This window comes from Chryseosolibacter histidinae (assembly GCF_018598225.1).
In the GTDB taxonomy this organism is placed as follows: domain Bacteria; phylum Bacteroidota; class Bacteroidia; order Cytophagales; family Cyclobacteriaceae; genus Chryseosolibacter; species Chryseosolibacter histidini.
In genome coordinates this window covers 92,126-105,930 of record NZ_JAHESF010000012.1, presented here as the reverse complement: position 1 = coordinate 105,930, position 13,805 = coordinate 92,126, and the positions used below count along the sequence as shown (strand labels likewise).

15 protein-coding genes are annotated in these 13,805 nt (G+C 49.7%); 13 read left to right on the top strand and 2 right to left on the bottom strand.

What is annotated here, in order from left to right; all coding sequences use genetic code 11:
* The first annotated feature begins 2 nt into the window (after nucleotides 1-2).
* From KK083_RS13825 to KK083_RS13795, 7 genes are all read left to right on the top strand, one after another.
* On the top strand, nucleotides 3-1,130 hold the full coding sequence (locus tag KK083_RS13825) for a hypothetical protein (RefSeq protein WP_254163838.1): 1,128 nt from the start codon (nucleotides 3-5) through the stop codon (nucleotides 1,128-1,130).
* A 34-nt stretch (nucleotides 1,131-1,164) separates the two neighbouring features.
* On the top strand, nucleotides 1,165-2,535 hold the full coding sequence (locus KK083_RS13820) for a hypothetical protein (protein WP_254163837.1): 1,371 nt from the start codon (nucleotides 1,165-1,167) through the stop codon (nucleotides 2,533-2,535).
* A 522-nt stretch (nucleotides 2,536-3,057) separates the two neighbouring features.
* Entirely contained in the window at nucleotides 3,058-3,393 is a 336-nt protein-coding gene (locus KK083_RS13815; protein ID WP_254163836.1) for a PadR family transcriptional regulator, read from the top strand.
* Between the two features lie 18 nt (nucleotides 3,394-3,411).
* Nucleotides 3,412-5,802: a PspC domain-containing protein gene (locus KK083_RS13810; protein ID WP_254163835.1), complete on the top strand. Its 2,391-nt coding sequence runs from the start codon at nucleotides 3,412-3,414 to the stop codon at nucleotides 5,800-5,802.
* A gap of 319 nt (nucleotides 5,803-6,121) precedes the next feature.
* Entirely contained in the window at nucleotides 6,122-6,742 is a 621-nt protein-coding gene (locus KK083_RS13805; protein WP_254163834.1) for an RNA polymerase sigma factor, read from the top strand.
* Nucleotides 6,726-7,472: a hypothetical protein gene (locus KK083_RS13800; RefSeq protein WP_254163833.1), complete on the top strand. Its 747-nt coding sequence runs from the start codon at nucleotides 6,726-6,728 to the stop codon at nucleotides 7,470-7,472. Before KK083_RS13805 ends, KK083_RS13800 begins: the two co-directional genes overlap by 17 nt.
* Nucleotides 7,473-7,475: 3 nt before the next feature.
* Nucleotides 7,476-8,507: a hypothetical protein gene (locus KK083_RS13795; RefSeq protein WP_254163832.1), complete on the top strand. Its 1,032-nt coding sequence runs from the start codon at nucleotides 7,476-7,478 to the stop codon at nucleotides 8,505-8,507.
* Between the two features lie 100 nt (nucleotides 8,508-8,607).
* Here the strand turns inward: KK083_RS13795 and KK083_RS13790 are convergent, their stop codons facing one another.
* Entirely contained in the window at nucleotides 8,608-9,036 is a 429-nt protein-coding gene (locus KK083_RS13790) for a hypothetical protein (RefSeq protein ID WP_254163831.1), read from the bottom strand.
* Nucleotides 9,037-9,157: 121 nt separating this feature from the next.
* On the opposite strand from KK083_RS13790, the gene KK083_RS13785 reads away from it, so the two are divergent.
* Together KK083_RS13785 and paaA are read left to right on the top strand one after the other, a co-directional pair.
* Complete coding sequence (locus KK083_RS13785) at nucleotides 9,158-9,757, top strand: TetR/AcrR family transcriptional regulator (RefSeq protein ID WP_254163830.1); 600 nt, start codon at nucleotides 9,158-9,160, stop codon at nucleotides 9,755-9,757.
* A gap of 100 nt (nucleotides 9,758-9,857) precedes the next feature.
* Entirely contained in the window at nucleotides 9,858-10,844 is a 987-nt protein-coding gene (paaA, locus tag KK083_RS13780) for a 1,2-phenylacetyl-CoA epoxidase subunit PaaA (protein WP_254163829.1), read from the top strand.
* Here the strand turns inward: paaA and KK083_RS13775 are convergent.
* Nucleotides 10,841-11,080, bottom strand: coding sequence for a hypothetical protein (locus KK083_RS13775; protein WP_254163828.1), 240 nt, complete (start codon nucleotides 11,078-11,080; stop codon nucleotides 10,841-10,843). The two genes, paaA and KK083_RS13775, sit on opposite strands and share 4 nt — an antisense overlap.
* A 120-nt stretch (nucleotides 11,081-11,200) precedes the next feature.
* On the opposite strand from KK083_RS13775, the gene KK083_RS13770 reads away from it, so the two are divergent.
* From KK083_RS13770 to paaD, 4 genes are all read left to right on the top strand, one after another.
* Entirely contained in the window at nucleotides 11,201-11,815 is a 615-nt protein-coding gene (locus tag KK083_RS13770; RefSeq protein ID WP_254163942.1) for a phenylacetic acid degradation b, read from the top strand.
* A gap of 9 nt (nucleotides 11,816-11,824) precedes the next feature.
* Entirely contained in the window at nucleotides 11,825-12,580 is a 756-nt protein-coding gene (paaC, locus tag KK083_RS13765) for a 1,2-phenylacetyl-CoA epoxidase subunit PaaC (RefSeq protein WP_254163827.1), read from the top strand.
* A gap of 190 nt (nucleotides 12,581-12,770) precedes the next feature.
* Nucleotides 12,771-13,238 carry a DinB family protein gene (locus KK083_RS13760; protein ID WP_254163826.1) on the top strand — a complete coding sequence of 156 codons (468 nt, stop codon included), beginning with the start codon at nucleotides 12,771-12,773 and terminating at the stop codon, nucleotides 13,236-13,238.
* A gap of 6 nt (nucleotides 13,239-13,244) precedes the next feature.
* Nucleotides 13,245-13,730, top strand: a complete 486-nt coding sequence (paaD, locus tag KK083_RS13755; RefSeq protein ID WP_254163825.1) for a 1,2-phenylacetyl-CoA epoxidase subunit PaaD — start codon at nucleotides 13,245-13,247, stop codon at nucleotides 13,728-13,730.
* The last annotated feature ends 75 nt before the right edge of the window (nucleotides 13,731-13,805 follow it).

Genomic DNA, 13,805 nt, shown 5'->3' with positions numbered 1-13,805 from the left:
TGATGAAAACTAGACTATGTGCCATGTTATTGGCATCCATGGTGTTATTGTACACCAGCTGTTCAGAGAAAGAGGTTCCTCAGCCTGTTGAGGACACAGAAAGGGTTGACCAGCTCAGAAATGAATTGAGAGCATTACAGGAAAAGATCTATGGCAAGCAAGTGGCGAATGAGCTGTTGACTGTTGACAAAGAAGACCTCGAAAAATTACAGACCGAGCTGCAGGCAGAGATCACCAAGCTGCAGGAGCTTTACAGCAAGGCTGTTACCTATACCGTGATCGCGCTGGATAACCTTGGCAACCCTATCCAGGGAGCCTCTGTTACCCTGAACCAGAACGGAACGCTCGTAACCAAGACCACAGATGCTAAAGGTTCTGTTCAAATCGAGAACGTGCGGGCTGGGATCCTTGGCGCCGTGGTAAAGGCAACTGGTTATACTACCGTGAACTATTATGCTACGCTTGCCTTCGCGCAAGACGCCGGTGTTAACACAAGGATCGTGATGATCCCCAAATCAGGTGCAACCAACACGTATGCTGTAAAAGGATTTCTGTATGCCAATACCAACCTTGCCAACGACACGGCTGGTGGCGTTCATTACAACGGTCTGCCTTTCATCGGATGGAAAGGTAGGAACCCCGCCACAAACGTTAAAGGTGCGCTGGGCGACAACAGAACCTTCGAAAAAGTGAACAAAAAGATCACCGCGAAGCTCTGGGTGAACATCAACTATGTTCCTTTCTCAACATCAACAGGCAACGGCGGAAACTCCGCTGACCTGGTACAACTTGCTTATGAAGACGCATCGGTTACCGCTGTTTTTGATGCCAACAATCAGTTCACCATGAACTTCCCGGTAACTTCTATCTACTCTGATGCCTACGGCGATAACGTAGCATACTGGTGGGAGATCGCGTTTGAAGAATTCGTTGCCGACCAAACCCTGGTGGATTACGATCCTAACGGCATTCTCGATGGCGGCGCTCCCCGTACTGCATGGCCCCTGCCCAAGACGTACACTGCCAAGAGATTGTTCAAAGCCAATGATTGGGAAGGATCTGATGATACCGACAGGTACGCTGGCGAAGTGATCAATCGCGATTTCTATTATTATGCTTCAACCTACTAATCAATCAGAGTAAGAAAATTTAAAATAGCAAAAAATGAAAAAGAGTCATATATATAAGATGTTGCTTCTTGCCGGCGGTCTTACGTTCGGTCTTACGGCGTGTGAGGATGAAGTGCTTGTAGAAACAAAAGACGACACCAAGGTGAATGAGCTTCTGGCTGCCATCGCGGCCGCAGATCAGCAATACGCCACCCTGAATACCGAAAGTAACACCCTTGTTGTGGGCAACGAAGAAGCCGAAAGAAAGATCGAGGAGCTGGAAGAGCTGAGAGAAAAGCTGCTGGATCCTTACAGCCAGCCCACAGAAGTTCACTACACAGTGACCGTATTATCTTCTTCCAACGCAACGTTGAGCGGAACGGATTTTGAAGACCTCAGCCTGGGCCGCAAAAAAGGTTTTGAAGGCGCAACTGTAGTGGTAGAACAAAATGGTCTCGTGCTGGAGCCGTCTTCTGTTTCTAATGGCTTATACCTGTTCAAAGGGCTGAAGCAAGGTTATGTGTACGTTCGCGTTTCAGCGCCCAACCACACTTCAGTAGAGTACAGAGCATACCTGTATCAGTTTGACGGCTGGGATGTTGCTGCGGCAGAATCATTCAACGCTCAAAACCAGGTGATCCTTTACCCGATATCCGGCAACCTGGCAGCCAAGTTCACCGGTAAGGCTTACGCCAATACTTCGGTACTCAACGATACACTGAATCGCAGGTACGGATCTGTAGCAGCATTCGGTGCAAAAGCCAATACCTACATCACTGCTCCGGCTTACAATTTCTACGACTATACTTATTACTGGGACAATCCGAGCCCCTATAATATCTATGGTCAGTCTATCTCAGGTAACAACTACGTAGCCAACAACGAGACCGCCCTGGCCGGACATAAGATCTATGCCCGCCCGGAAGTAGACCGGTTTGCCAATAACAATTTCACAGGCGATAACTGCTACATCTACGAGATCATCTACAAAGGACTCATCACTTCTACCACAATCGCTGCTGACGGCTCTTTCACATTGCCCGTAGTTTCTGCGGCACAGTATAGCGATGATGATGAAACATCGCTTGTTGACTGGATCCAGATCTACAGTGATAACTACAAAGCCAACCATACTCGCTTCACAACCCACGGTGGCAACTACTATGGCCAGACCAATGAAGCAGGTTCCGTTGAAGTTGATATTAAATATTATAACAACGCCAACACCGCTGCTGGTATCTACACCGGAACGGGCACCAATACCGTTTCAATTCCTTCAGCAACTGCAGCTGTAGTGAAGCGCAGGGTGATCACTGAAGAGTGGTGGTACTTTATGAACACTGAGAACAATTATCAGTATGAGATTCCAGTAGCTGGCGAAACAAGGAATTTCAATATCTATTTCCATCCTCGTTACAGGGATTAACAGATAATCGCATAACGTAGTCGTTAGTTAGGTCAAAAGGCTGTCTTTCAAAAGGCAGCCTTTTTTTTGTCAATACCAAACGCAGACATAATGCTCAGACTCTATAAATTAGATGTGATATGCCAGTAAGTCAGGTATGGACTTATCCGGTTATTACCCAAGACAAGCGATCGTCATTTTCAGTAGCACACATTTGTACATGTACAAAAAGCATATCGCAAAAAACATGTACAAATTTTCAGTGCATTTTTCCGGCCCCGCGAGTTGTACATAAAACAGAAGCCCATGAAAAACACCAGTTTACACATTCAAAAACTGCTCAAAACCGTACAGTCCACCGTATAAAACCGAACAATTTTAAGCCCTCCTCTCCAATTTTCCCAAACCGTCGTAACACCTCCACCTTCGTTTTTACGCCAAAAAAGCCGATTTTTAACTTTTTTCTTCCATTTTTAACCAGTACTTGGTCATGCATAGTACTTTTGCCGTTGTTATTGGTGTATTGAGTTAATAACCGGATGTATGAATCTTGAAAACACGCAAGTACAGATGAGAAAAGGTATTTTGGAGTACTGCATCCTCCACATTATTTCACGGGGAGAAGTATATGCATCGGATATGCTGGATGAACTGACAGCTGCCAAGATGATCGTTGTTGAAGGTACATTGTACCCACTGCTCACCCGTTTGAAGAATGCAGGGCTGCTGGAGTATAAGTGGATCGAGTCGAAATCGGGCCCGCCAAGGAAATATTACAAGCTTACCGACAAAGGAAGCAAGTTCCTGGAGAAGCTTGCTGAAACCTGGGACGAGCTTGTACACTCCACCCAAATGATCACCACTAAATCAAACGCTTAATTTCACGACACGAACGTTATGAAAAAAAATATCAGCATTAATATCAGCGGCATCATCTTTCATATAGAAGAAGACGGTTACGAAACCCTGAAGAAGTACCTGGACTCGATCAATAAGTATTTTTCGACATTTGAAGACAGCAGCGAGATCCTGGCCGACATTGAAAGCCGCATCGCGGAGATCTTCCTGTCAAAGCTGAACGAAGAGAAACAGGTGATCACCGCCGAAGATGTGAACGCACTGGTAGCAACCATGGGTAGTGTCAGTGACTTCAGGGCGGCTGAAGACGACGAAACAACAACTGAGAAAACAGCACAGGCCGACCCAGCCAGCGACACCGGCAACACCACATCAGCCAGTGACGAACAAACCGCACGCCCGCCATTCACCGGTCCCAAACAACTGCTGCGCGACCAGAAACGAAAAGTGTTCGGCGGTATCTGCTCGGGATTAGGCGTATACTTTAATATAGACGCGCTGTGGATCAGGCTGCTGTTCGCACTCCTGTTCTTCGCCACCTATGGTATCGCGGGACTCGTGTATATTGCCATGTGGATCGTGATCCCGGGCTCGTATGACCTCGAGGAGCCCGCCACCGGAAAAAAGATGTTCAGAGATCCTGAGCGCAAAGTGATCGGCGGCGTTTCAGGCGGTGTGGCTGCCTTCCTTGGAATAGACATCCTCGCGGTGCGTATCCTCTTCATCATCTTCGCTTTCGCAGGTGGCATCGGCGTGCTGGTGTACATCGTGATGTGGCTGGTATTGCCCGAAGCACGTTCCCTCACCGACAAGATGCAGATGCAGGGGGAGCCCGTAACCCTCTCTAACATTGAATCAAGCATAAAAAAAAGCCAGTCTGAAAAACCGGGAGAAGAAGAAAGCACCATCACCAAGATCCTGCTCTTCCCCTTTCGCCTCATCGGAATGATCCTGACCGGCCTGGGCAAGATCCTGGTGCCCATCATCGATATCATCCGTGTAGGCATTGGTGTGATCATCTCGTTCACCGGCCTCGGGTTTGTGTTTTGCATCGTGGTGACGGCCGGCATCCTGTTCGGGATCTTTTCGGCAGCAACCTTTTCCTTCCCCTGGGTGGCAGAATTGAATGAATCAACGGTACCGGTAGATGCTTTTCTGCGCGCCTTCCCGGGCTGGATTGCCCTGGCTGCGGTGATCGGCACCATCATTCCCGGAATCTTCATCATCCTGCTCGGGGTGTCCATCATCGCCAAACGGATCGTCTTCGGCGCCACCGCTGGCTGGACCCTGTTTGTGCTGTTCTTCGTGAGCGTAGCCATGCTCGCCGTGGGCATCCCCAAGATCGTGTTCTCCTTTAAGGAAGACGGTGAGTACCGCGTGGAGACCAGCTACCAGGTGAAAGCTAAAACAGCAAAGCTGAAGATCAATGAAGTAGGCATGGACGACTACCACGTTACACATCTCACGCTGAGAGGTCACGAAGGCACCGACTTCAAGCTGGTTCAGGACTTCGAAGCCCAGGGCACCACCCGCGCCAAGGCCATCGAAAATGCCCACATGGTAGATTACAACGTTAACTTCATGGACGATTCAGTCTTTGTGTTCGACAGCAACCTCAGGTTCAGACCCGACGCTGTATTCAGGGCACAACGCCTCAACATGACCTTGTACATTCCCTATAACTTCCCGTTCACCATGGACGAAGGTGTGAGCAGGTTCATCTCCCAGTATATCGATTACGACGACATGGACAACCAGACCTGGATCATTACCGAAGACAGAGGACTGGAGTGCACTTCCTGCGCCGATGCAACGGTGGATGAAGAAGGTAACAATGCCCTGCGTGATTTCGATGAAATTGAGGTCAGCGGCAAGTTCGACATGCGGATCATCAATGGCCAGGACTACGCCGTTGAGCTGATCGGGCCGGAGCGTGAAAAGGAGAAGTACAAGATCTACCGTTCAGGCGAAACACTGGTGATCGATTACCAGGGAAGGCGAAACTTCAACTTTGAGGTCAGAGACCTGAACGTGGAGGAGATGCGTATCAACATCACCATGCCCAACCTTGAAAAACTGGAAGCCAGTGGCTATGGTACCATCCGCTTCGATAATTTTCAAACCAATGACCTCGACATCGAAGCCCGGGGACCTTTGCGCATCCGGGGTGATGTAAACTCCCAGAACCTCTCGTTGAACCTCACCGGCAAAACAGAGGCAGAGCTTTCGGGCAATGCCACACGGCTGACCGCCCGCCTGGAATTTGCTTCGAAACTGAGGGCCTACAACCTCGATGTGGTAGATGCCATGGTGGAGGTTTCAGGTGCATCAAACGCCAAGGTGAACGTAACAGGCAACCTCGAAATAGAAGAAGGCGTGGCCAGCAAGGTTGATTACCGGGGAGCGCCCAATGTAGTGAAACGTGATTAAAATACAGAGTGGTTGTAACATCTGTCATGAACGAGCGTCCTATGTAAACCCCTAACCCCCTCAAAGTCATGATCTCTTTATTGCTATTGATCCTGGTTTACCTGATCATTACGATTATTTCGATCATCTAAGCCCAGCAAAGGGCCGTTTGGCACACCCAAATGGCCCTTTTATACCCTTCCCTCAACAGGGCCATCCGCAAAACTGGCAACCGGCAACTGGCAACCAACTTGAAACCTTAAACTTCAAATTTTAAACTTTAATTTTCCCCCCAAGCAACCCCAGGCTTCGTTTACACATCTTAGCACCAGAACCTTAAATGGAATTCAAGATTTACCGGGCTAAGGAAGAAGAACTGATCAAGGGTTGCCTGAGGCGTGACAGAAACGCCCAGCAGCAACTTTTTGACCTTTATTCCGCAAAAATGTACGGCCTTTGCTACCGGTACGTACGCCATTCCATGGAGGCGGAAGATATCCTCGTTACTGCTTTCACCAAAGTTTTCGAGCGCATCGCACAATTTAAGGGCGAAGGAAGCTTTGAAGGGTGGATCCGGAGGATTATGGTAAACGAAGCCCTCACCTACCTGCGCAAAAGCCGCTCCATGTATCTTGAAACCGAGCTCGAACAGGCAGACCGCGAGCCTGATTACGACCGTCTGAGCGACCACCTCGAAGCCGAAGACCTCTTGAAGATGATCCAGGAACTGCCCGCGGGCTACCGCCTGGTATTTAATATGTATGCCATCGACGGTTATTCTCATAAAGAAATAGCCGAACAACTTGGCATCAGTGAAAATACATCCAAGTCACAGCTCAGCCGTGCGCGGGTGTACTTACAAAAAATGTTAGCAGAAAGTGATCTGCAGCCCTGGGCTAAAACGGCTTCGGCTGGCGGATCATCGAACCCTAAACTGAACAACGATGAATCAGCAACCTGACAGACTGTTCCGCGAGAAGTTGGAAAATTTTCAGAAGGCAGCTCCTGCACATGCCTGGAGCCGCGTGGAAGCAGGCCTTACAAAAAAAAATAACAGAACGCTTTGGCTGAAAGTAGCTGCGTCGTTGCTGTTGCTCGTTGCCGCCGCGTTGTTGTTGTTGTTGTGGCCTCAGAAAAATACGGCACCGATGCTCACACAAAAAAATACAGGCAACGCAGCAGTGGAAAAGATCAAGACTCCGGAAAAGAACGAAGCTGCACCTGCGCCTTCGACTGCAGCGCCTGAAAAGAAGGCAACCAGTGAAACACCGGTCACAACAAACAAACGATCTGTTAAACCACACACGAAAAAAGAACAGGCGGTCAGTCCTTCACCCGAAGTGGCCACACCCGAATTAATTGCTGAAGTTCAGGAAGAGATCACAGAGATCATTCCTGAAGAAGTTACTACGGCTGTAACAGCACCCACTGCAGAAACCTCCGCTGCAGCGGCAGATGCAGGTGTAACGCTTGTATATACGGCAGAAGAAGTAAACAAAAAATACCTCGATAAAAAATCACTTGCAGAAGCAACCCCGGCCGACAAGAAACCATCTACGTTGAGAAAGCTGCTCGACAAAGCCTATGACCTGAAACACAATCAGGATCCTTTCGGCGATCTCCGGCAGAAGAAAAATGAAATTCTCGCGCTGAATTTTAAGAGTGAAAAGCAACGTAGTCAAAACAAGTAAAGTATGATGAGAAAAATGGTTTCACTTGTGCTCGGCATCACAGCCGTGATCGCAGCACAAGGTCAGCAGAAGAGTGACACAGTGATTGTATCGTTGGGCAAAACAAGCAAGCTTATTTTCACGATGCAGGACCGCAGCGATCTTGAAATACTCCGTCACTATAATTTTCAGGATCTCTTTCAGGATATTCTTACCAAGATAGAACAAAGCGATACCACAAAGGCGCCGGCTGAAGCGGAGGCGCCCGTGGTTGCCGAAGCGCCGCAGGAAGAATCTCCCGCCGTGGAGCAGCCTGAGAACAACGACCCGGGTGAAATGAGGTCTGATGATGATAACGATGATGACGACGAAGATTGGGAAGAAATGGTTAAGCGCAAGCACTACCGCAGGATCGGACGCACCTGGCAATCGTTTAACTTCGACCTGGGCACCAACAACTACCTCCAGAATGGAAAGTTTCCCGACAGCGACGGCGCCGTGTACTCCGTTCGCCCCTGGGGCTCGTGGTACATTGCTACCTCGTCTACCCAACGTACCCGTGTAGGAAGGAATTTCTTCCTCGAATGGGGATTGGGTCTGAGCTGGTACAATTTCAAATTCCAGGATGATGATGCCATGCTCGTGAAGAATGACGACCGCGTTGAGTTTGTGACAGACACGCGTGACGTTGACCATCAGAAAAGCAAGCTCACCGTCAGCTACATCAACGCATCGTTTGTTCCCGTGATCGACTTCGGTGACCGCGGCCGCAAACCGAGAATGTGGGATAACTACGGAACCGCTTTCCGCATCGGCCTCGGCCCCTATATCGGTTACCGTGTTGGCAGCCATTCCAAGCTCGTCTATAAAGACGACGGTGATAAGGAAAAGGAAAAGAACCGGGATAGCTTTTACCTGAACAACTTCCGCTACGGCGCCAGGTTACAACTGGGCTTCTACGGCACCGACCTGTTCTTTAACTACGACCTCAACGAGCTCTTCGCAGCCGGTAAAGGTCCGAAGCTGAATGCGTTTAGCTTTGGAGTGATCTTCTAGAAGGTACGAGGGACGAAGTACGAGGTACGTGAATGCCGGAGCGCTGCCTTACGTACCTCGTACTTCGTATTTCGTACCTGATTCATGATCCTCAAGTCATTCAAAACTTGTCCTTCTTATAATAAACCATCTCCCGCTCATCACCTCTCAGCCGCAGATCATTGCTAACCCTCGAGGGTACTGGCCACACCAGACCAGTAAGCATCAGGTTGATCACGAAGAACACCGTGAACAGATCGTTGCGGGTGATGAACAATCCAGCGGCAAGCACCACACAACCCGAGGCAATGAGTGTGTAACGAACGATTGTTAAGCGAAAATATTTTTCAAGTTTTAGCCTCAGTCCTTGATGTTGTCGGATTGATTTGATTTTTTTATTGAAGGAAATCAGAATGATCAGCCAGTCGCTGACAACAACTACAGATAGCGCCAGCAAGAGCGGTAGTGAGTGTGATGAAGATCCTGCCGGCACCGGAAGCACATAAGCGATGCTGAACATCAGAACGGGCAGCAGCACGATGCATAGCACAGTGCTATAAAGTTTGTGAAAATATTGTCCGATCGAGATGAACTCCATAGCCCAGTTCCCAAAGGTAGGGAAGTTGACAGGATGATGTTCTGATATATTTTGTATATTTTTGTAGTACATTATGACAGAAGCCATTGCGAACTTATCGAGGAAGGAACAAGTGATCCGGAAAGCTGCGGAGCTTTTCAGAGAGAAGGGTTATGCGGCAGCTTCTATGAGGGACCTTGCTCAGCTGCTGGGAATCGAAGCCGCAAGTCTTTATTCCCACATCAAATCAAAAGAAGAGATCCTGCGGAGCCTTTGTTTCGACATGGCCGCGGAGTTCCGCAAATCGCTTGAAGAAGTGGAGAAGCAGAATGTGTCTTCGAGCGAAAAACTGCGGAGAGGCATCATCGGTCACATCCAGGTGATGGCCAAAGACCTTACCGCTTCCGCTGTGTTCATGAATGAGCACCGCCACCTCAGCCAGCCCTATCTGCGCGACTTCCTGTTGTTGCGCATCAACTATATCAATCGTTTCAAGACCATCATCGAAGAAGGTGTCAAAAATGGTGAATTCAAGAGCACCATCGACAAAAAGCTGGCGGTGATGACCCTGTTCTCGTCCTTGAACTGGATGCCCATGTGGTACGATCCGTCAGGCGGGATCATCGAACCCGTGGAGCTGGGTGTACAGCTGGCCGATATGCTCGTAAACGGCTTGAAACAAACTCCGAAATAGTACTGTTCCTGCTAACAAGTGTTTGGTTTTCCTTATCTTTGAAAAGATCAGGGATGACATCCTTTTGAAGGATGTCATCCCTTATAAAACCACATTGTGTATGTACGGAGGAGGAAATACATTCGAAGGTGTAAAGACCGACAGTATCGCCCTGGAAGATCCCGCCAGGTTAGCGGAATTTGAAGCCCGCATCGACCGTGGCGAAAAGATAGAACCCGCCGACTGGATGCCACAACTTTACCGCAAGCAGCTGATCCGCATGATCGAGCAGCACGCGCACAGTGAGATCATCGGCGCATTGCCCGAAGGCACCTGGATCACCCGGGCACCCGGTTTCAAACGCAAGCTTGCGCTTATGGCCAAGGTACAGGATGAAGTGGGCCACGCCCAGCTCCTCTACAGTGCTGCCGAAACCCTCGGCAAAAGCCGCGAACAGATGATCCAGGACCTGATCTCTGGCAAATCCAAGTATTCCAACATCTTCAACTACCCGGCCTTTACCTGGGCTGACTCCTGTTTCATTTCATGGTTGGTGGATGCAGGCGCCATTGTGAACCAGCTGGCCAATGCCAAGGGCAGCTATGGTCCTTACTGCCGCGCGCTCGACAGGATTTGTGCTGAAGAATCGTTTCACCTGAAGTTCGGCCACCATTGTGTGATCTATCTCGCCACCGGCACTGAAAAACAACGACAAATGTTCCAGGAAGCCATCAACCGGTGGTGGACCCCGATGATGCATTTCTTTGGACCTGCAGACAAGATCTCCACCCACACCGAAGTGCTCATGAAGTGGAAGGTAAAAATGTCCAGCAACGACGATACGCGAAACCAGTTCCTCGACATGTACGTGCCGAAAATATGGGAGCTGGGATTCACTATACCTGATCCCAAGCTGAAGAAGAATGCTGAAACAGGTCGCTGGGATTATACGGAACCCGACTGGGAAGAATTTAAACGTGTGATCAACGGCGATGGTCCGTGTAACAAGGAGAGGCTTGAAGTAAGGCGGATCGCTGAGGAACGCGGACGGTGGGTAAGAGAAGCCCTGCGTTCACCCAAGGCTGCCTATGTGACGCCGTTGGCTTAATTCGGATGAAGGTGAGGCCCGGCCATGAGCTGGATCTCCTGCCAGATGGCTTTCCAGGCTTCCGTGGGAGAGCTAAAGCAACTTTTGAGGTATGCCAGGGTGCTGCTGTCTTCCGGCAGCTCATTGTTCAGCCACTTGAACACATCTTCCGCCAGCGAGATAAGCTCGTGACTATAATACCTCGGATAATATTTGGCCAGGAGGTCAAGCGCCAGAAACAATTCTATGTATTTCATATCCTCACAAAAAACAAAACGACTGCCTGCAGGTTTTAGTTTTTATTTTACGGGAATTCAACCCGGAATTATGCTTTTCAATCGGTTGCGAACCGTATATTTAAACCGGAAAACAAAGTGATGACCGTGAATTCGCTTGATCCCAGAGTAAACAGGCTTCCTGCAATCGGTGTACCCGGGCAGATCGTGCCCAAAGCGCCCCTCGACCAATTTGGTACTTTTGAGGTGTTTGTACAACCGAAAGAGGGTAAATCATTTCAGCATGAAGGCATCGTGCATGCCCCCAACCTGGAAATGGCCTATGTGCTGGCCAAGGAAGCCTTTACGCGCAGGTTCCTGTGCACCTCCCTGTATGTGACCGACACCCGCAATGTTTACATTTCGCCTTTAACCGAAGGGAATACCGATGCTTATGACCTGATCCCGGAAGTGCCGTCGCAGCCCGGCGAGAAAGTGAGCTTCGAAATCTATCACCTGGTAAAACGCGGCAAGCAGCACACGCATGCCGGAACTGTTCTGGCCTCCACCCCGCAGGAGGCCATGCACCTGGCGCGAACTGCGATCAAAAAAGATAAGACCGTTTACAATGTGTGGGCTATCCGCACCAGCGAGATCCGCTTCACCACACCGGAAGACAGCGACCTGTGGCTTACCCTGGCTGAAAAAAAATTCAGGGATGCTTCCGACTACAAGGGCGGTGACAAACTGAAAGAATTCCTGGAACGTGCCAAATAACCGAAACGTATGAACGCATTAGCCATCAAGGAGCTTTTGTATAAGATCGCTGATGACCAGCTGATCATTGGCCACCGTAACTCCGAGTGGACAGGCTTCGGTCCCCTGCTGGAAGAAGACATTGCTTTTTCTTCCATGGCCCAGGATAAAGTGGGGCAAAGCCAGGCGCTGTACACCATCCTCCACAGCATGGGAGAACAGGACCCCGATACCATTGCCTTCACCCGCAACGCAGCACAGTTTCACAATTGCATTTTTGTGGAGCTGCCCAACGGCGAATATGATTTCAGCCTCATCCGCCACTTTTTATACGATACCGCGGTGGCCTTCCGGTTCGAGATGCTCAGCGCTTCTTCGTTTCAGCCACTGGCCGAGCTGTCGAACAAGATCAGGGGCGAGCTGAAATATCACACGCTTCATGCCAACACGTGGGTAAAACAACTGGGCTCCGCTACGGAAGAAAGCATCGCACGCCTGCAGCAATCGCTGGTGTATGCCATGCCCTATGCCCTTGGGATGTTCGAGCCCTCAGCCTTTGAGCAGGAGCTTATTGCCGACGGCGTGTTTGAAGGTGAAGCGGCTTTACGCGAGCAGTGGATCAAACGCATCGAAGCGATCATTGCCCAGACCAGTCTCCGCCTACCCGACCTGAGAACGATCACAGCGATCCAAGGTGGGCGCGTTGGAAAACACAGCGAGCATCTTCAGCCGTTACTCGATGAGATGTCGGAGGTTTTCAGGATCGATCCGACAGCGGAATGGTGAAATGGCTGCCAGTTACCGGTTACCAGTTGCCGGTTTAGGTCAGTGTAGGCTTACACGTTGTAAATTTCAAATTAAACTTATATTCGAGGGCTGTAATAAATTTAGTATTGACGTACCAACCGGCTACCCGGCAACTGGCAACCGGCAACTAAACCCAAACCGGCAATTGTAACCCCCAGCGAGTTAAACCATGAAAAACACTGTTGAAGAACTTAACGCCATTGTGAATTTGTTTTCTGCGAAGATCGGCGGTATTGCTGATCAGGAATTTTCGGCGAAGCCGTTGCCCCATAAGTGGAGCAAGAAAGAAGTGCTGGGACACCTGATCGACTCAGGGCAGAATAACCTGCGAAGGTTTATCTGTGGTCAGTATGAGAATAAACCGCAGATCACTTACCAGCAGGATTTCTGGGTAACGGCCAATGGTTATCAAAGCATGGATAAGGACGACGTGATCCGCCTGTGGGTGCTCACCAACCAGCGCATCGCGAAAGTGCTGAGCAACATGCCCGTTGAGAACTACAACCGCACCTGTAATACCGGCAAAGAGAAGGAGAACCTTCACAGCCTGCAGTGGCTGGCGGAAGATTATGTAAAACACATGAAGCACCACCTGAACCAGATCATTGCCGGTTCGTTCGACATCGTTTACAACTAAAAATCAATGACGGCGCTTTCATCATCCATGATCTACCACTGGCTTGAGGACGTCAAGGATCCGGAGATCCCTGTGCTGTCGCTGGTAGACCTTGGTGTGATCACGGAAGTGAATGTTGAAGGCAGTGACGTGAAGATCGTGATGACCCCAACGTTCGTAGGATGCCCGGCGCTGGACCTGATGAAATCCGGGATCACGGAAGTATTGAAAAGCAAGGGCGTGGAGAAGGTGGACATTGAAGTCTCTTATCGCAAGCCCTGGCATTCTGACCTCATCTCCGATAAGGGAAGACAGGCACTGAAGCAGTTCGGGCTGGCACCGCCTCCTTCCGGGGAATTGTTCACGGACCTTGATGTGCTGGAGCATGTGCCCTGCCCGCGATGCAATGGTACCGATACCGAGCTCAAAAACGCCTTTGGCCCCACGCTGTGCAGGTCGATCCATTATTGCAATACGTGCCACGAAGCTTTTGAGCAGTTTAAACCCCTGTGATACCCCCTTAAAACACTGTAAATTCGTTAAAAATGGTACATCGTCCCGGATTTGTCCCGGCCCAGTCAAAACATT